This window comes from Pseudomonas tritici (assembly GCF_014268275.3).
Classification (GTDB): Bacteria; Pseudomonadota; Gammaproteobacteria; order Pseudomonadales; family Pseudomonadaceae; genus Aquipseudomonas; species Aquipseudomonas tritici.
In genome coordinates this window covers 4,356,932-4,373,704 of the sequence record NZ_CP077084.1, presented here as the reverse complement: position 1 = coordinate 4,373,704, position 16,773 = coordinate 4,356,932, and the positions used below count along the sequence as shown (strand labels likewise).

Below are 16,773 nucleotides of genomic sequence, written 5' to 3'. Positions count from 1 at the left end.
ATTTTTATGCGGGTTTGCGTGTCTTGTTGATAGACATCATACAAGTAGGTTTCTTGAGATCGCAATGCGTTGGTCGGTGTTTTTGTTCTTCTAACGCCCTGCGTAGATCAGGTGTTTTGGTTATTTGTAAAGGTTTTGTTGGGTTTTATGCGGTTTTTTGAGCGGTCGGGTTGTCTGGATTAGTCGCAATGGCTCGAGTGAGCAATGTGAATGCTATGATTGGTTGTCATACAAGTTGAGGGTTTTTTGAATCAACCTGAGCCCCTCTCCGGGTGGGGTGTTAAGCTCCCTCCAGCTCAACCCCGTGGACTTGTAGCAATGCCCATTGAAAGTGGACCCCCCCTCCGTAGACGCTCCACCAACCTCGCCCAAGGCGTGGTCGATGCGCTGACCCAGCGCATCCTGCTTGGCCAATTGAAGCCCGGTGAGAAACTGCCATCGGAATCCACCATCGTGCTTGAGCATGGCGTGAGCCGAACCGTCGTGCGCGAAGCGCTCTCGAAGCTGCAGGCGTCTGGCCTGGTGGAAACCCGTCACGGCATCGGCACCTTTGTATTGGCGCTCCACGCCCAGCAGGGTTTGCGCCTGCATGTGGACACGGTGGCCAGCGTGCGCAATATGCTCGAGTTGCGTCTGGGCCTGGAGGTACAGGCCGTAGCGCTGGCAGCGGTGCGTCGAACCGACGCTCAATTGGCCCACATGCGCCAGGCGCTTGACGATTACCAGGCGTCCCTGGCGAACAACGACAATTGCGTGGAAGAAGACAAACGCTTTCACCAACTGATCGCCGAGGCCACCGGCAACACGTTTTTTACCGAGATCATGCTGCATTTGGGGAACGCGATGATCCCGCGCACCCAGCTCAAGGGGGACGAGCGTGGCGGTGCCGACTTTGCCCAATTGGGGCAACTGGCGAACCTGGAGCACGAGGCGATCTTCAACGCGATCAAACGCCGGGACCCGGACGCCGCACGCGCCGCCATGGTGCTGCACTTGACCAACAGTCGGGACCGTTTTTCGGGGGAGCAGGGCCGATGAACGAACACACGTTATCCATGCGCCTGGAGCGCGTGGGGGCGAACGTACCTACTGGCGCGCGCCTGGCCGATATTGGCTCCGACCACGGCTATTTGCCGGTGGCGTTGATGCGCCGTGGCTTGATTGTGGCGGCGGTAGCGGGGGAGGTGGCTGCTACGCCATTCCATGCGGCGCAGCGCACCGTGCGTGACAATGGCCTGGAGCAGCAGATTACGGTGCGCCTGGCCGATGGCTTGGCCGCCATCGAACCCCGCGACGGCATCACCGCGATCAGCGTTTGCGGTATGGGTGGCGAGACGATTCGCGACATTCTCGAAAACGGCAAACCTTACCTGAGCGGCCAGGAACGGCTGATCCTGCAACCCAACGGCGGCGAGCAACCCTTGCGTCAATGGCTGATGGATAACGGTTATTCCATCCTCAGTGAAGAGCTGCTGTGGGAGAACCGCTTCTTCTACGAAATCATTGTCGCCGAGCGCGCTGGGCCGGTGGCTTATAGCGCCGAACAGCTGTACTTCGGCCCGCTGCAGATGCAGGCGCGCAGTCCGGCGTTCCTGGCCAAGTGGCAGCGCATCTTGCATCAAAAGCAAAAGACCCTGGCCAGCCTTGAGCGCGCGCGGCAGGCGGTGCCTGAAGAGACGCGGCAGGAGATTTCCCAGCAGGCCAGGTGGATCGCTGCGCTACTGGTTTGATACGCCTTTATTCAAACCTGATGACCTGGGGCACACTTTACGATCAAACCTTTCAGCCGGGAGGTCGCGGGGTTGAGGGGCGGAGTGAGGTCAAAAATGTGGGAGCTGGCTTGCCTGCGATGGCGGTGGGTCAGTTGGCGCATGTGTGTCGGGTACGCCGCTTTCGCAGGCAAGCCAGCTCCTACAGGGGATGGTGTTGTTTGGGGAATTTGCGCCATTAGTTACAGGAGCAGCTCTGGGATGAGTGTTTCTGCCCCATTTTCGTGCGTTTCTCGTTGTTTATTTGGTGCGAGCCCGCCTATTTCGGGGCGTTCCTCCACAGGCCCATTTTTTGCTTGTGCCTTCCCAATCAATGACATGGCATTTTGCCGTTAGTCATTTCAAGGCTTCACCCAGCGGTGCACCGCGTGGGTCGTTTTTGGAGAGTGGTCGGACATGCACAGCCTTTTATCACCGGGTATCCGCCTGCTGGGTCGTTTCGGCTTTGCGCGCAAGTTCCAGATCCTGTTCTTCCTGTTTATGCTGCCCCTGGCGGGTAGCCTATGGATGATTGGCTCGGACTATCGCGACAAATTAACCGTGATCTCGAGCGAGCAGTCCGGCGTTCGGCAATTACTAGCCTTGGACTCGTTGGATGGCCAATTGACGGCCCAGCGCAACCTGGCCGCGCGGTGGAAAGCGGCAGACATCCTGCACGCTCCGACGCCGGCAGCGAAGGCGGCGATGGACAAGGTGGACGCGAATTTCCCCGTGATCCTGCAAAGCCTGCAAGCGTTGGGCGATTCACTTAAATCGCAGAACGCCAGCGCCGATATCCTGGCCCGCTTCGAAGCGTTGCAGGCCACGGTCAAGGGCATGGATTCCCAATCCCTGCGCACCGTGGGCTGGTGGCCGGACGGCTACGACCGTTTCACCTCGGCCCTGACCGCGATGCAAACCCTGCGCGAGCAGATCACCCAGGATGCCGGCTTGATCCTCGACCCGTGGTTGGAGACCTACCTGTTGATGCAGATTTCCACCCAGCACACGCCTGACCTGATTGAGCGGATCGGCCGCATGGCCAGTGTGGGTCAGTCATCCATCGCCTCGGGGCAGTTCACCCTGCAAAGCCGTTTGCAGATGCGTGACTTGCGGAGCCGCATCGGCGATGCGCGGGACCAGTTGGTCAAGGCCGCCGCCTCCCTTAGAGCCAAGCAATACGCGGGTCTGGAGCCCTGGACCACGCAGTACGACAACAGCCTGCAACGGCTGGACAACGAACTCAAAGTGCTCGACGACGGCGTGTTCGGAGGCACCATCAAGCTCGATACGGCGGCCTTCGAAACCGGTGTCGACGGCATGCTCGACGGTTTGGCCGCACTGCGTAAGCAGTCGCTGACCTCGCTGGATGCGCGCTTGGGCCATTACCACACGCGTTCCATCCAGCAGTTTATCCCGGTGGCGGCGACCTTCAGCCTGCTGGCGTTGGCAGCGTTGTATCTGTTCATTTGCCTGCAGGCCTCGATTCGCCGTAGCGCCAGTGGCATCACCACCCTGGCCGAATCCTTGCGCGACGGCAATCTGTGTGTGGAAGTGGCCGTTGAGGGGCGCGACGAACTCGCCGCGATCAGCGCGGCCTTGAACGTTGCAGTGGTGCAATTGCGCACCAGTCTGCTAGGCGTCAATCACGAAACCCAGCAGCTTGGCTCGGCGGTACAGACCCTCAACGCGCAATCGGGCAGTACCCTTAACGAGGTCGAAGACCAGCAACACCAGATCAGCCAGATTGCCGCCGCTGCTACCCAATTGGCCGCCACCTCCATGGGCGTTGCCCGCAGTTGCGAACAAGCCTCGAGCAGCGCCCAACAAACCCGGCGCATTGCCGAGGACAGTAGTCGCGACAGCCAACGCACCACGGCCAGCATCCAGCAGCTCAATCAACGCCTGACTGACACCGCCAATGCGCTGGAGCAAGTCAACCAGCAGGGCCAGCAGATTCAATCGGTGGTCGATACCATTCGGGGCATCGCCGAACAGACCAATCTGCTGGCACTTAACGCCGCCATCGAAGCCGCCCGTGCCGGCGAGCAGGGCCGGGGGTTTGCCGTGGTCGCTGATGAAGTGCGCAGTCTGTCACAGCGCACCCAGGCCTCGACCGCACAGATCGCCGGCACTGTCGACAGCTTGCGCGCGACGGTCAGTCAGGCAGTCACGCTGATGGGCGTCGCCTGCGAACAAGCGCTGACGGATGCGCAATCGGTCACCGGGCTTGGCGTTCGATTGGGCGAGATTGCCGGTGCGGTGCAGAACGTTACTGACACCTTGGCGCAAATCGCCACGGCAGTGGAGGAGCAGGCCACGACGGCGGATGAAGTGAGCGGCAATATCCAGCAGGTTGACCAGGCCGCCGGGCGCTTGCTCGACGGCGCAAGGGCAGTCAACCGAGCGGCCGACACCCTGAGCAAGGGCAGCCAGGCGCTGAGCGACAACACCGCGCGGTTTCGCCTGGGCTGAGCTGATACCCCATCATTTTTACAGGCTGACGCAACCCCCCCTGTGGGAGCGGGCTTGCTCGCGAATGCGGTGGATCAGTCAATCCATCTGGTGACTGATAAACCGCATTCGCGAGCAAGCCCGCACACATTTGATTTCCGGTGTTTTCGGTAGCCAATCAGGCCCTCCACCTGAACCTTCGGCCGCTACAGCGCTCACTTACTAAGTCGCCCTGTTCCCCTGCCGAAAGGAATCCGCATGCCTGCAACGACCTTCCCGCACGGCCCCGTTACCCGAGAACTCAGCCTGCGCGCCGTTATCATCGGCAGCGTGCTCGGCATCTTGTTGACGCCTTCTAACGTGTATGCCGGGCTGAAGATCGGCTGGTCGTTCAACATGTCGATCATCGCGCTGTTGATCGGCTACGCCATCTTTCAGGGCGTGGCCAAGCGTTCCACCGACCACCTGCCGTGGACCTTGCACGAAAGCAACATCAACCAGACCGTCGCATCGGCCGCCGCTTCGATCATTTCCGGTGGATTGGTGGCGCCGATCCCGGCCTACACATTGCTGACGGGCAACCAGTTGGACGCCGTCCCGATGATCGCCTGGGTGTTCTCGGTGAGTTTCCTGGGCATCTGGATCGCCTGGTATCTACGGCCCTCACTGCTCAATGACAAGGCGCTGAAATTCCCCGAAGGCATGGCCACTCTGGAAACCCTGCTGCACATCTACAACCACGGTCGTGAAGCCGCTACGCGCTTGAAGGTGTTACTCAGCGCCGCGTTGCTCTCCGGGCTGGTCAAGTGGGTGGACACCTTTGCGTGGGCCTTCCCGCGCTGGTCGCCGAGCGTACAGCTGGAGCGTCTGACCTTCACCGCCGACCCTTCGCTGTTGCTGGTGGGCTTCGGCGGCATTATTGGTATTCGCGTGGGCCTGACCCTGTTGCTCGGTGCGCTGATCGCCTGGGGCGGCCTGGGCCCGTGGCTGTTGGCTCAACACCTGGTGGCCTTGCCTGCGGGCAGCAGTGGGCCGCAGTTCGCCGCGTTGGTGGAGTGGTTGTTGTGGCCCGGTGTGAGCCTGATGGTGTGTTCCACCCTGGCGTCGCTGGCGATTCGTTTGTGGGCGTTGTACAGGTCAACGCGGTCCAGCGGCGGTTCGACCTGGACGGTACCCAAGCCAGGTCCGGCCGCTGGTTTTGCGCTGGCGATTGCGCTGGTGGTGAGCCTGCAGGCGCTGCTGTTCGGCATCCATCTGGGCATGGCATTGCTCACTATCCCCCTGGCGATCTGCCTGGCCGCCGTCGCCGCGCGCGTGGTGGGCGCAACGGGCATTCCTCCTATCGGCGCTATCGGGCAACTCTCCCAACTGAGCTTCGGCATCATCGCGCCGGGGCAGGTGCCGATCAACCTGATGAGCGCCAACACAGCCGGCGGTTCGGCCGGGCAATGCACGGACTTGATGAATGATTTCAAGGTGGGCAAGGCCATTGGCGCCACGCCGCATAAGCAAGTGATCGCGCAGATCCTGGGGATTTTCATCGGCAGCATCGTCGGCGTATTCGCCTACCTGGCGTTGATCCCTGATCCACAGACCATGCTGCTCACCGAAGAATGGCCTGCACCGGCGGTCGCCACCTGGAAAGCCGTGGCGCAAACCCTCACCCATGGGCTGGGTTCACTGTCCACCAGCATCCGCTGGGCGATTGTCATTGGCGGCTTGGTCGGCGTGGTGCTCGGTGTGCTGGACAGCACGTTGCCTGCCCATCGCGCCCGTTTCCTCCCGAGTGCGGCCGCCCTGGGCCTGGCCTTTGTACTGCCGGCCTCGGTTTCGCTGATGATGGCCCTGGGCGCCATACTGACCTGGCTGGTGAGCTGCCGCTGGCCGAGCCTCACCGAGCGCTTTGCGATCACCGTCGCCGCCGGCCTGATTGCGGGGGAGAGCATCACCGGCGTGGGAGCTTCACTGTGGTCGATGGTGAACTGACGTGTGGCTCGACAAAGGCCGAGCCTGCCGCCATGGCCTCAGGCGATCTTCACATTCATGGTGATCTTCGCGGTGAACACCTTTACGTCGCCCTCATCGAAAATATCCACCGGCACGATCTTGTCCCCAGCGGTTGACCAATCAACGCCGCTGCCATCCGCCAGTGCGTGGATGCGCAACCCGAGTGGGCGCGCTTTGTGTTCCAGAGCCGTTTTGCCGTGGCCAACGGCCCGCACAGCCACACGCCACCTCGACACCCAGAAATATAATTGTCGGCACTCCCGGGCGCTGGCGTAGTCTGTTTCCAAGACACCCTGTCGCCCAGCGGAGCATTCAATGATCATCGTCCACCACCTCAATAACTCACGCTCGCAACGCATCCTGTGGCTGCTCGAAGAACTCGGCCTGCCCTACGAAATCAAGCGCTACCAGCGCGACCCCAAAACCAACCTCGCGCCGCCTGAGCTCAAGGCCATCCATCCGCTGGGCAAATCCCCGGTAATCGAAGACGGTGGCCAGGTACTGATCGAATCTGCCGCCATCATTGACTACCTGATCCGCCACCACGGCCAGGGCCGCCTGCAACCGGATCCGGCCAGCGCCACCTACGACAGCTACGTGCAATGGCTGCACTTCGCCGAAGGCTCGGCCATGCTGCCGTTGATGCTCAACCTCTATGTCGGCCGCCTCGGCGACGCAGGCGCGCCGTTGCACCCGCGTATCGAATCGGAAGTGGCCAATTATTTGGGTTATTTGAACGACGTGCTGGGGCAGACGCCTTATCTGGTCGGCAATGAATTGAGCGGCGCGGATATCCAGATGAGCTTTATCGGCGAAGTTGCCGGGGCCCAGGGCAAGTTGCAGGCCTACCCGAACCTGACCGCGTGGGTGAAAAAATTCCAGGCGCGGCCTGCTTATCGCAAAGCGGTGGAGCAGGGCGGGGAGTATGCGTTTGCCAAGTAAATTGAAATAAACGAGGCAGGCCACGTCTATCATCGACGTGGTCCGGCCCAGAGGTCTCGGTCAATCATCCCGACCAGCAACACCGTCGCTATCGCCAGTGGCACAGTTGCTGTTTGACGTGCTGATGGCAGTAAAAAAATAGCTTTATCGCTGTTGCAACGAACCCTTTGGTCCCAGGCTTCAGAAGAGGAATAGCGGCCGCTCGCTTGAAGGGCACGGCTGCGCGTTATCCTCCGCTGAACATTGTTTACAACTGTTTACGGATTGGATGACGCGACCGCTATAGGCTATGGGTATCCATAAGAGCCCCCAGCCATGAATCAGCACGCCCTCGTCGCCACATTGTTTGCATTTGCCTTTTTGCTGGCGCCACCGGCCGAGGCTGCGACGCCCATCACCCATGTCGCCATCTACCGTGGCCCGGCAGGCTGCGATGACTGCTCTGAAAACGTGGCAAAGGCCCTGCACCGCCTCAACCCCAGTTATCACATCGACTTTGTCGGTGCCGATGAGCAGGTCGATATCACACCGCAAACCCTGGCGCGCTATGACCTCTATGTGCAACCCGGCGGTGGTCAGGATATTCCCGGCGCGCTCCGCAGCCTGGGTGATGCGCGCATCGATGCCATCCGTGGCTACGTCGCCGGCGGTGGGCGTTACCTGGGTTTGTGCATGGGGGCCTACCTGGCGGATGACGGCAACCTTGGCCTGATCCCCCTGGACCTCGACTCCGAAGCTGGCCGCCCCGGCTTTGAAGTGTCCGGCATCGCCGACGCCGCCGTGCAGGTCACGTGGGAGGGCAATGCCGACCATGTTTTCTACCAGGACGGCCCTTACTTCCCCAGCGCCCATACGGCCGCGCCCTACGAGGTCATTGCGACCTACCGCAACGGCGACGTGGCGGCGGCCCGGTATACCTATGAGAAGGGCGTGGTCGTGCTGAGCGGACCGCATCCCGAGGCCGGGCGCGAATGGTTCGAGAATGCCGAGATCCCGTTGAGCAAAATGCCCCGAGGCGATCTGTTCGGCTCGTTGATACGCAGCTTCTGAAGCCCACGCCGTCCTCTGTAGTGAGCGGGCTTGCCCCGCGCTGGGTTACGAAGGTATCACTTCGGTCCCCCAGTAAACCGCAGCGTCTGTATCGCTCCCGCTCCCCAGCCCGCTATTAGGATCTGAACCTCCTTTTTGACGGCCGTCTACCAGAACCTACGCCTGAACTCTAAGCGCACTGATGATAAACGCATGCAGACTATTAACCGCCTTGGACCCACGAGACGCTCGGCTACGTAGAATCGAAACCTCCATCGGTTCGATATTCCCCAAGCCGTGCTCGCTACTCAAGACCTGAAGTGACGGCTGCACAGTGCACTGCGTAATCGCGGCAATCGCGAGTCCGCCTTCAACGGCAGCCACTTGGCCCGCCAAGCTGGAGCTGTTGTACACCACCTTGAATTGGCGACCCTGCTGCGCCAGTGAATTCACCGCATACCGTCGCGCCAGGCTCTCGCTTTCGTAGACGGCGATAGGCACCGGGTCGCGCCGCCACAACTCGAACTGGGGCGACCCCACCCACACCATCGGCTCCTTGAACAAAAAGGTGCCGCTGTGCGGCGAGTCCCTGGACACCAGCGCCAGATCAAGGTCGCCGTTGCGCAAGCGTGGGATCAGTGCGGTCGACTGTTCACAGGTCAGTTCTATGTCCACCCCCGCGTAACGCGGTGCAAAACGTTTCAGAACCGGCGTGAGGTACCTTGCCGCGTAATCCTCCGCGACACCCAGCCGGATGCGGCCAGTCAACGCTTCACCATGAAAAGCCGCCTGAGTCTCGGCGTGAAGCGCCAGCATTCGACGGGCGTAGCTCAGCAGCGTCTGGCCGTCATCCGTGAGTTGCAGGTGCCGCGGGCCTCGGTTCAACAGGGAGCGTCCCAGCGCGGCCTCGAGTTTCTTCATCTGCATGCTCACGGCGGACTGCGATCGGTTCACCTCATGGGCCGCGCCCGACAGCGAACCGGCGTCCACCACCGCCACAAAGCACTTGAGCCAATCGATCTGCAAATCGCTGGAGGACATTGCACGTACCTTTATTCGTTAATCGAATGACTGTGACGTGAATTATGCGCTTTTAACGGAGCGAGTTCATTCGCAAGATGCTGGCTTGAACCCAGCCATTGCGGACCTGATCATGCCATTCGAGACCTGGTTGCTCTACCTGATTACCTGCTGCGGCATTGCCGTAGTGCCAGGCCCGAACGCGCTATTGGCACTGACCCATGGCGCGATCCACGGCAGCCGCAGAACACTGTTCACCATCAGCGGTGGCGTGCTTGGTTTTGCCTTGGTGCTGACACTGTGCGCGGTGGGCCTGGGGGCACTGATCCAGGCCTCGGCCACCTGGTTCATGGCGTTGAAGATTGCCGGCGGGCTCTATCTGATCTGGTTGGGGTTCGGCCTATGGCGCTCAGCCCCCGTCAGCCTTGATACACCCGGTAAAACAGGCCTGCGACGCTGGTCGCTGTTCCGCCAAGGGCTGGTATCGGCCCTATCAAACCCCAAGGCATTGCTGCTGTTCACCGCGTTTATTCCACCGTTCCTGGACCCGCACAGGAGCCTCATCGCGCAGACGGCCGCCATCGCGCTGACCTACGCCGTCGTGGAGTTTTTCGTTGAATACATGGTGGCCAGCGCAGCGCACCGGGTCCGGCCGTGGTTGGCGCGAACCGGGCGGCGGTTCAATAAAATCTGCGGCGGTTTTTTTGTACTGTTTGGGTTGGCATTACCCATTCATAGCTGAACGTAAGCTCGCTTGCGAGGGCCCCCGCGTTATTTTTTGCGGTCTTCGCAAACAGCTTTCAGGCCTAGATAGTCAGTCACTGAGCGCTCGCGAAGCCTTAGTAAAAATCATAAGAGAGCGCCCATTCCCCAGTCTCGATTTTCAAGAGGCCGCTCCATGCCGATGGCGGCTTCTGATTTTGGAAACTACGCGGCGATCACTAACGGCATGCCTTCGCGGTGTAGCTGGTAACAGGTTCACGGCTTACAGCTCCCGTTGTGCCGTTCTTGACGATTTTGCTGATCCAAATCCCGCACGGCTCTGAACTGGATTCATAGTCTGCGCCGGGCTCAGGCACAAAATAGAGACCGGTGACGCACTGATATTTCCGCGTAGCACCTGCATACACCAGGGTGATCGGTATGTTCGGGCTTACATAAACTTCGGCGCTATTTTGCACGCCGCCGCCCCCTGGAATGCCAAGGCTCCTGTCGTTGAATTTGTGATTGTTCAACGGCGCCAAGGACCTTGAATTGACTATTCCTGAGTCGGGTAAGTGCCAGTCAATGCATTGGCTGTTGGGAACCAGCCTGACGGTTTGATCAGTGATGACCCTTAGCCTGCTGGACGTGGCGGGCTGTGGTTCGTTATACGCGGTGGTATAGGACTTAAGCCCTGTGACCGTAGAGCATCCGGAAAAGAGTGGGATTGATAGCAGCATCAATAAGAAGGTTTTGTTCATGGTATCGATTCCATTCGTAGAGGGCGCGAGTCGCGCCGTTTCGGTCGCGGCGACGCTTTAGAGGGGGCTTGTTTGAATATCGAGGCGCACCCGTTGCCACTCATTCCAGCAGTCTTCGGCAACGATATCCGGATAACCGCGCTGTTCTTCCATCTCCAACGCGGTGCTGAAGGTGAGCGCAACACAGGTGGCTTGGTCGCGGATATTACACACCTCAAGCTCCGTAAGCGGCAGGCCCTTTTTGTTCTCGGCGGCGGTGAGCAAGACCACGAGGGCGGGCACGAAGACCAGGCATAGCGGATCGGTAGGCATCGATTTCTTCCCTGATGATTCGGGTAAAAGCGCCAGTGTAAACGTGTGGGGATGGGTGCGCATGTGTTCTGGTTTCTACTCACGGATCAGCGCGGTGCGCTCGAAGCGATGGCCGATCAACATGCAGGTCTCCGTATGCACTGCTTTTAAGATTGCTCGAAGGGCTGTTACGGGCGGTCGTTCGTCGCAGGCCAGGATCTTGTTTCACGCAGCGGAGAATACCTAATGCCGAGGATACCGCGTGTTGGGATGCAGAGTTCTCTCCAGGATTTCATCGGGTGCAATCGCTTTGATGGGACTATTAGCGCTGGCAGGATTCGGCCAACTGCGGACAGTGACCGAATCGTTGCGAGCAGCCCATCGCCGCTCAAGGTCGCGCGCTCGCTGGTGGACCTTGAACAAGCCGACGGGATCAGACGCGAACACAGGGCCGAGGGGCTGCAATATCGGCCAACAATGCTCCAGCCCGTTTCACCCCTTGGTGAGATCAACCAACGGCGTCTGCCGCACCTCAGTCTCCCGCCCATCCTGAATCTCGCTAACCTGCTTCAAGGCTCTATCCACCGCCGCCTTATCCGCCAACAAGCTATAGCTGATGCGGAACTGCTTGTGTTCCTTGGGCCCAATTGTCGGTACTAGATTCAGTGGCCGCTGATAACGGCGGTTGTAGGAAAAACTTGTCCCCGGCTCCAGCCCTGTGACGTAGCCCTGGCCTTCGGTGTCGGTGTTTTTCCACAGGGAAAACACGGGCAGTGTCTGGGTATTGAAACCGACCGAAACGCCCAGGCTGCCGGCCTTGTTATGCAACACGGTCAACGTATCGCCCTTGGCATCGGCATACGGCACCACGTTGTACACCGTTTCGTCGTAGTCCCTGGTCGGTGCGCGGTAGGTTTGCCAGTCGGGCAGATCGTCCTTGGCCTTGTCGTTGAAGGGCGACACCTGTTTCACCGGCGCGGCGAAACGAGCGCCCTGCTCCAGGAACGGGGTGCTGAAGTTGCTGTGATACAGCGCTTGGTATTCCTTCGGATAGTCGCCGTTGTTGGTCAGAGTGTCGTTGAGGGCGAACACGACGCTGCCGGGTTCGGTCACCAGTTCGGTCGCGACCGAGAAGTCGACCTTTTTGAACGCCTGCTCTTTCAGCTCGCCGCGCAGGGTAATGGCGTACGGTGGTTTTTCATCGATATGCAGCGTGACTTTATTCGCAGGAATGTTGGCGGCTCGACCGTGCAGGGTCAGCAGTTCGCCGTTGTCGACGCCGGGGTGGCCGACCCATTCGTATCCACAGCGGGTGACCAGCTCATTGAAACCCTCCAACCAGCCCAGACCACCGCGGCCATTGAGTTCGATAAAAGACGGATTGACCACTTCCTTGACCGGCGAATCCCAGCCCATGCGTACATTGCCAACTGAGGCCTGCAAGACGTTCATTCCGCGAGTCGGCACTACCGAGAGTTTCATCGTGCCGTTATCGATGTCGACGATGCTGACGCCCTCCTGCCGACCGCCGTGCAAGGTGCGCAAGGTAACGCTGAAGGGTTTGTCGGTTTTTATTCCGAGTTGCTGACTGGTGATCTGCCAGCCCTGCGCGGCTTTGTCAGTGTCGAGCAGAACGTAATCCCAGGCCATGGCGTGGGAGGCAGCGGACAGTGCGCTGATGGCAACAAAAAGTTTGAGCGGGGTCATGGCGGCAGCCTTTCTTGGAGTTGTGCCATTTTTATAAATGGGATGAAACGTTTCAGCAAGCTAAAAGATCGACACGGTGATGTCGCGGATAGCCCATTTCTGCATTCTGTGACCGGCTAAAATCGACCCCAAGATGCTCTTCGCGAAAGGCGGCAATCGGCCAAGAGCAGTCGTTCAGGACAGTGCAACGGCTGACCTTTGCCTCCGCGAAGAGCAATGATTGAGGTATCTTGTCAAGATGCCGATCCGCTGAAGACTCCAAGGAAGCCAATGCTCAGTTCACTCGTTTCAAATGGTCAGCTACAAGCGGCTGATCGCTCAGAACTGATGGTCCCCTGGTGGAGTTTCACGAAAACAGTCTTGGCTGCTACTGCCCTATCGTTGGTGCGTGACGGGTTGGTCGGATTGGACGACCCGGTTCTTGATCAGCCTTTTACGCTACGCCAGCTACTGCGGCATGAGGCCGGTCTGGCTGATTACGGAGAACTTGCGGAGTATCACTCTGCCGTTAAAAACAGTGAGCCAGCCTGGCCGGCCGATGAAATGATGCAACGCCTTGACGGTGCTCGACTCCGATACAGTCCCGGAAACGGTTGGCGTTACTCGAATGTCGGCTACCTGCTTGTCGGCAGGCTAATTGAACGGCTGACTGATCTGAAGCTTGATGAAGCGGTAATTCAACGGACACTTTCTCCTCTGGGCTTATCGAGTGTTCGCTTTGCAAAAACGCGAGCAGACTTACAAACGACCCACCTTGGAAGTGCCTCAAATTATGATCCCGCCTGGGTTTACCACGGCTTGTTGATCGGTGACATTTCGCAAGCAGCGTTATTTCTGGATCGACTCTTTTGTGCAGGCCTGCTCTCCACGGACTTGCTTCAGGAAATGCAGAGAGCACGAACATTGGGCGGCCCGATTCCCGGTCGCCCTTGGATCACGCCGGGCTATGGCCTTGGCGTGATGCAAGGGTCGATTGACGGCGGGTATTCGCTATGCGGGCACACCGGCTGCGGACCGAGCAATGTCATTGCTGTCTACCGTCTCTGCGACGGAGACGGATCGGCTTGTTGTGCTGCTTTTGAGGTGGGGTCCAGTGAAGGCTTCGTCGAAGCCATCGTCGTTGAGCAGCTCATGCAAGTTCTGCGTCAAAAGAGCTGACTGCATTCAACTCCTTTTAGCGTCGGTCAAAAGATTCGCCGAATGACCGCCTGGGTCGAAAGCTGCCTGTCCCCCCCGACTGCAATCGGCCATAAGCGGACGTTTGGAAACGCACGCTACCGGCCCATTAGCGGGCGTTGTCACTGCACCAAGCGTATAAAAAATCTGGACGACTCAGAGTGCTATTTTTCGAATCTCCTGGGCTTGTCGCATATAGTCTTCGTCTCTGCGTTTCAGGCATAACTTTAGGACTCGGAAACGTCCAAGACGAACACATCAATTAGCCCAACTAGCTCAGGCGGGAGCGTCTCTTTGATGCTGGCCTTCAGTTCCGAAGCGGAGTTTAAGGTTGTATTTTTTGTTTGCGACCAGTTCATCGCCGCCGAACCAGATCACAAGATAAATTCCCTGCTGCTCTGCGTCGGGATGGATGGAATATCGGTCATACAATTGCGCAAATGCGGCTGTGTATAGTCCTTTATGTCACTGACCTTTTCGCAACTATCACCGTAGACCGAGGGCGGCCTTTTTTTATTTTTTTGTAATCAGATCAGCCTGTTAGCTGTTAAGTAAGTGCCATTCAAATCTGTCCCCCTTTCCCCTATTCCTTCTTGTGTCATTTACCATTAAGCGCTGCCAGCAGTTTCCTCTCTAAAGCCTGAGCATATTCGACAGCGCGAGGCTCCACAGCAATAAGCTCTTTATCTCGCCTCAGAATATTCAACATTTTTTGCGTCAGCAGTAAATTTTTCGCCCAGACTGCCTCCGATAATTTTGAGGTTCCTTTTAGCAACTCGGCGTCATCCAGAAATCCTACCAGCACTTCCTTATCCAACTCGCGAACCACGATAGGCAATAATTCCGACGTATACATATCTTGCCTGACCGATCTGCAAAGGTCGCCAATATCGAGCTCAGTAATCGGAGTGTCCAGAATCGACCTGTGCCATGACTCAAGCGCAGACTCATCAGGCTCAACTTCCCACTTAAACCCATTACTCTCATCTATTTGACGAAATGTCTTTTTCATATACCCGCACCATTTAGAGGTCAGAGATACGTTTTAAAGTATCTAAAGCTGCCTGTCGGGCCGCTTGCGCCTCTGGGCTAATTACATTCTTAAGCGTTTCGGCATGGCTGGTAAGCCCTCTTAGCCATCCAAGCAGTTTCTCAGAGTGGCAGTATGCCTTCTCAATGCTGGGTAGTGATGTGCTTTCGAGCAGCCAGTGTCTGATCGCCGAGCTAATTGGCCTTCTCAACCGAGATTCCATCCTCACCTTTGAGCTCATTGGACCGTTTGGTGCCGTGGGCCGAGTGGCTGCTTCTGGCCGATAGCTGCCCGTCACGAACGGCAGTAATCGGCCAGAAGCGGTCATTCCGGAAGAAAAAAAAATCTGTCACCGTTTCAGTCACCTTTTCACCGTTGCGCTTGACCCTATTCCCTCCTTGCGGCCACATACGCGTACTGATCCAAAAACAAGGAAGACTCTCACATGCCCCGCCTGGTTTGGCTGCGTGACCATATGCAACACAGCGACACCCTGGCGCAGTGGCTGCATCAGCAGTTCGCATACGAGTTTGTTGAGCAGCCATTGGCCGATTGGCAACGCGAATTCGCGGAAGGCCAGGGCAACGGTGATTGGCAATGTCTGATCGCCCTAGAGAATGACCAGCTACTTGGCGGCGCTGCACTTGCCGCCAGCGACTTGCCCGAACGCCCGGAGCTGGGGCCCTGGTTAGCCTGCGTCTTTATCGCCCCGCAGGCAAGGAAGCGAGGGTTGGCGGAACAATTGATAGAAGGCATCTGCGACGCCGCAAAGGCCAACGGCACCACGCGGTTGTACTTGCACACCTATGATCGCAGCGACTACTACGCCAAGCGTGGATGGCAGGTGCAGGAGTTTTTTCGGGCGTGGGGTAAGGAGCAGCGATTGATGCTGCGGGATCTTTGAACTCGCTCAGGTTTGCAGCATAAGATGGAGAGCAAACGCCTGGGAGCGCGGATGTTCGCAATAGGGACGAAAGGCTAGAAGCTGCTAATTCAGGAATGTCCGCCGCCAAAAGCAGTTATTAATAGATCCTATATGGCGGTAATTTAAGATTTGCGCCTTTACGCGTTAGTGATCTGCGCTCTAGCGCACTAACAGGGCTTTAGCTTTTCGATCTGCGCAGTAGAGTGCCTGAAAGGAAATCCAAATTTTATGTGGCCGGCGAAGTGTATGATTACGCCAGCTGTATACTTGAAAGTGATGATCTTTATGTTTGCCATGAGACGTCATGCGCGACGGAGAGCGCTTTAAGTAATTGCTTTAGGGAAATAAGCTTAACAGCCTTCGGCAGGAAGCTACTCATTAGCCTGCATCAGTTCCAGAGTGATATGATCTGGCCCGGTCACATATACAACTAGAGTTCCCTTGCGTGGGCCTGCGGGAATCGCTTGAGGCTTGCCTCTTGCTTTCCAGCCTGCTTGCTCAATGCGTTCGAGTACGGCGTATATGTCTTGCACTCTCAATGCCAAATGCGCTGAACCAATCGCTGATGCCGTAGGTGGGGTGATACCGTGGCGGTCACCCTGCGAATATTCCAGCAACTCTATTCGGCTGCCATCCGGGCCTTTGACTATCGCCGTTCGCACGCTCGGATCGGCGGTGCCGGTTACTTGCAAAATGAATGATCCGCCCATTTCCGACTGACGCTCAAGAGTGAACCCAAGTCCAATTGTCCAGAAGCGAATGGCTTCTTCCAATGAACTGACTGCGAAGCCAATATGATCGACGGCATGCACCATGTGGTTAGAATTCATCAAATGATCCTTTAAAGGTTCACGGGCCAAATAGGGAGGTGAGCTTGCGCATCCAGCTGTTACGGCCAAAACACAGAAAATAAATGTGTGAGAGGTACGCATAATCAGGCCAATCCAAGAGAAGCAACATTTGCGATTTTTAGACATTGAG

15 protein-coding genes and 2 pseudogenes are annotated in these 16,773 nt (G+C 58.0%); 10 read left to right on the top strand and 7 right to left on the bottom strand.

What is annotated here, in order from left to right; genetic code table 11:
- The first annotated feature begins 318 nt into the window (after positions 1 to 318).
- The 4 genes from HU722_RS19835 (at position 319) to HU722_RS19820 (ending at position 6,188) form a co-directional block, all read left to right on the top strand.
- Complete coding sequence (locus HU722_RS19835) at positions 319 to 1,038, top strand: FadR/GntR family transcriptional regulator (RefSeq protein ID WP_065880850.1); 720 nt, start codon at positions 319 to 321, stop codon at positions 1,036 to 1,038.
- On the top strand, positions 1,035 to 1,730 hold the full coding sequence (locus tag HU722_RS19830) for a tRNA (adenine(22)-N(1))-methyltransferase (protein WP_065890403.1): 696 nt from the start codon (positions 1,035 to 1,037) through the stop codon (positions 1,728 to 1,730). Before HU722_RS19835 ends, HU722_RS19830 begins: the two co-directional genes overlap by 4 nt.
- Positions 1,731 to 2,165: 435 nt before the next feature.
- On the top strand, positions 2,166 to 4,223 hold the full coding sequence (locus HU722_RS19825; RefSeq protein ID WP_065874210.1) for a methyl-accepting chemotaxis protein: 2,058 nt from the start codon (positions 2,166 to 2,168) through the stop codon (positions 4,221 to 4,223).
- 237 nt (positions 4,224 to 4,460) lie between these two features.
- Complete coding sequence (locus HU722_RS19820; protein ID WP_065874209.1) at positions 4,461 to 6,188, top strand: OPT family oligopeptide transporter; 1,728 nt, start codon at positions 4,461 to 4,463, stop codon at positions 6,186 to 6,188.
- Positions 6,189 to 6,226: 38 nt separating this feature from the next.
- Here the strand turns inward: HU722_RS19820 and HU722_RS19815 are convergent.
- Positions 6,227 to 6,361, bottom strand: a pseudogene (locus tag HU722_RS19815) (DUF4442 domain-containing protein); the annotation flags it as partial.
- A gap of 163 nt (positions 6,362 to 6,524) precedes the next feature.
- Here HU722_RS19815 and HU722_RS19810 point away from each other — a divergent pair.
- Both HU722_RS19810 and HU722_RS19805 read left to right on the top strand, forming a co-directional pair.
- Positions 6,525 to 7,151, top strand: a complete 627-nt coding sequence (locus tag HU722_RS19810; RefSeq protein WP_065890397.1) for a glutathione S-transferase family protein — start codon at positions 6,525 to 6,527, stop codon at positions 7,149 to 7,151.
- 315 nt (positions 7,152 to 7,466) lie between these two features.
- A complete protein-coding gene (locus HU722_RS19805) occupies positions 7,467 to 8,201 on the top strand; it encodes a BPL-N domain-containing protein (protein ID WP_065890395.1) in 735 nt (244 codons plus the stop codon).
- A 156-nt stretch (positions 8,202 to 8,357) separates the two neighbouring features.
- Here HU722_RS19805 and HU722_RS19800 read toward each other — a convergent pair whose 3' ends face one another.
- A complete protein-coding gene (locus tag HU722_RS19800) occupies positions 8,358 to 9,221 on the bottom strand; it encodes a LysR family transcriptional regulator (RefSeq protein WP_065874203.1) in 864 nt (287 codons plus the stop codon).
- Positions 9,222 to 9,333: 112 nt separating this feature from the next.
- Between HU722_RS19800 and HU722_RS19795 the strand changes: the two genes are divergently transcribed.
- Positions 9,334 to 9,942 (top strand): LysE family translocator, encoded by a 609-nt coding sequence (locus HU722_RS19795; protein WP_065874239.1) that lies wholly within the window; start codon positions 9,334 to 9,336, stop codon positions 9,940 to 9,942.
- A 199-nt stretch (positions 9,943 to 10,141) separates the two neighbouring features.
- Here HU722_RS19795 and HU722_RS19790 read toward each other — a convergent pair whose 3' ends face one another.
- Together HU722_RS19790 and HU722_RS19785 are read right to left on the bottom strand one after the other, a co-directional pair.
- Entirely contained in the window at positions 10,142 to 10,663 is a 522-nt protein-coding gene (locus HU722_RS19790) for a hypothetical protein (protein ID WP_065874202.1), read from the bottom strand.
- A gap of 57 nt (positions 10,664 to 10,720) precedes the next feature.
- On the bottom strand, positions 10,721 to 10,975 hold the full coding sequence (locus tag HU722_RS19785; protein WP_065874201.1) for a hypothetical protein: 255 nt from the start codon (positions 10,973 to 10,975) through the stop codon (positions 10,721 to 10,723).
- Positions 10,976 to 11,318: 343 nt separating this feature from the next.
- On the opposite strand from HU722_RS19785, the pseudogene HU722_RS29375 reads away from it, so the two are divergent.
- Positions 11,319 to 11,437: pseudogene (locus HU722_RS29375) on the top strand (magnesium chelatase subunit ChlI family protein); the annotation flags it as partial.
- A 9-nt stretch (positions 11,438 to 11,446) separates the two neighbouring features.
- Here HU722_RS29375 and HU722_RS19780 read toward each other — a convergent pair.
- Positions 11,447 to 12,661, bottom strand: coding sequence for an aldose 1-epimerase family protein (locus tag HU722_RS19780; protein WP_065874200.1), 1,215 nt, complete (start codon positions 12,659 to 12,661; stop codon positions 11,447 to 11,449).
- A gap of 270 nt (positions 12,662 to 12,931) precedes the next feature.
- On the opposite strand from HU722_RS19780, the gene HU722_RS19775 reads away from it, so the two are divergent.
- Entirely contained in the window at positions 12,932 to 13,819 is an 888-nt protein-coding gene (locus HU722_RS19775) for a serine hydrolase domain-containing protein (RefSeq protein ID WP_065890393.1), read from the top strand.
- 616 nt (positions 13,820 to 14,435) lie between these two features.
- Here the strand turns inward: HU722_RS19775 and HU722_RS19770 are convergent.
- Positions 14,436 to 14,849, bottom strand: coding sequence for a contact-dependent growth inhibition system immunity protein (locus tag HU722_RS19770; RefSeq protein WP_065890391.1), 414 nt, complete (start codon positions 14,847 to 14,849; stop codon positions 14,436 to 14,438).
- 463 nt (positions 14,850 to 15,312) lie between these two features.
- On the opposite strand from HU722_RS19770, the gene HU722_RS19765 reads away from it, so the two are divergent.
- Entirely contained in the window at positions 15,313 to 15,771 is a 459-nt protein-coding gene (locus HU722_RS19765) for a GNAT family N-acetyltransferase (protein ID WP_024074954.1), read from the top strand.
- Positions 15,772 to 16,163: 392 nt separating this feature from the next.
- Here HU722_RS19765 and HU722_RS19760 read toward each other — a convergent pair whose 3' ends face one another.
- Complete coding sequence (locus HU722_RS19760; RefSeq protein WP_225930643.1) at positions 16,164 to 16,769, bottom strand: VOC family protein; 606 nt, start codon at positions 16,767 to 16,769, stop codon at positions 16,164 to 16,166.
- Positions 16,770 to 16,773 lie beyond the last annotated feature (4 nt).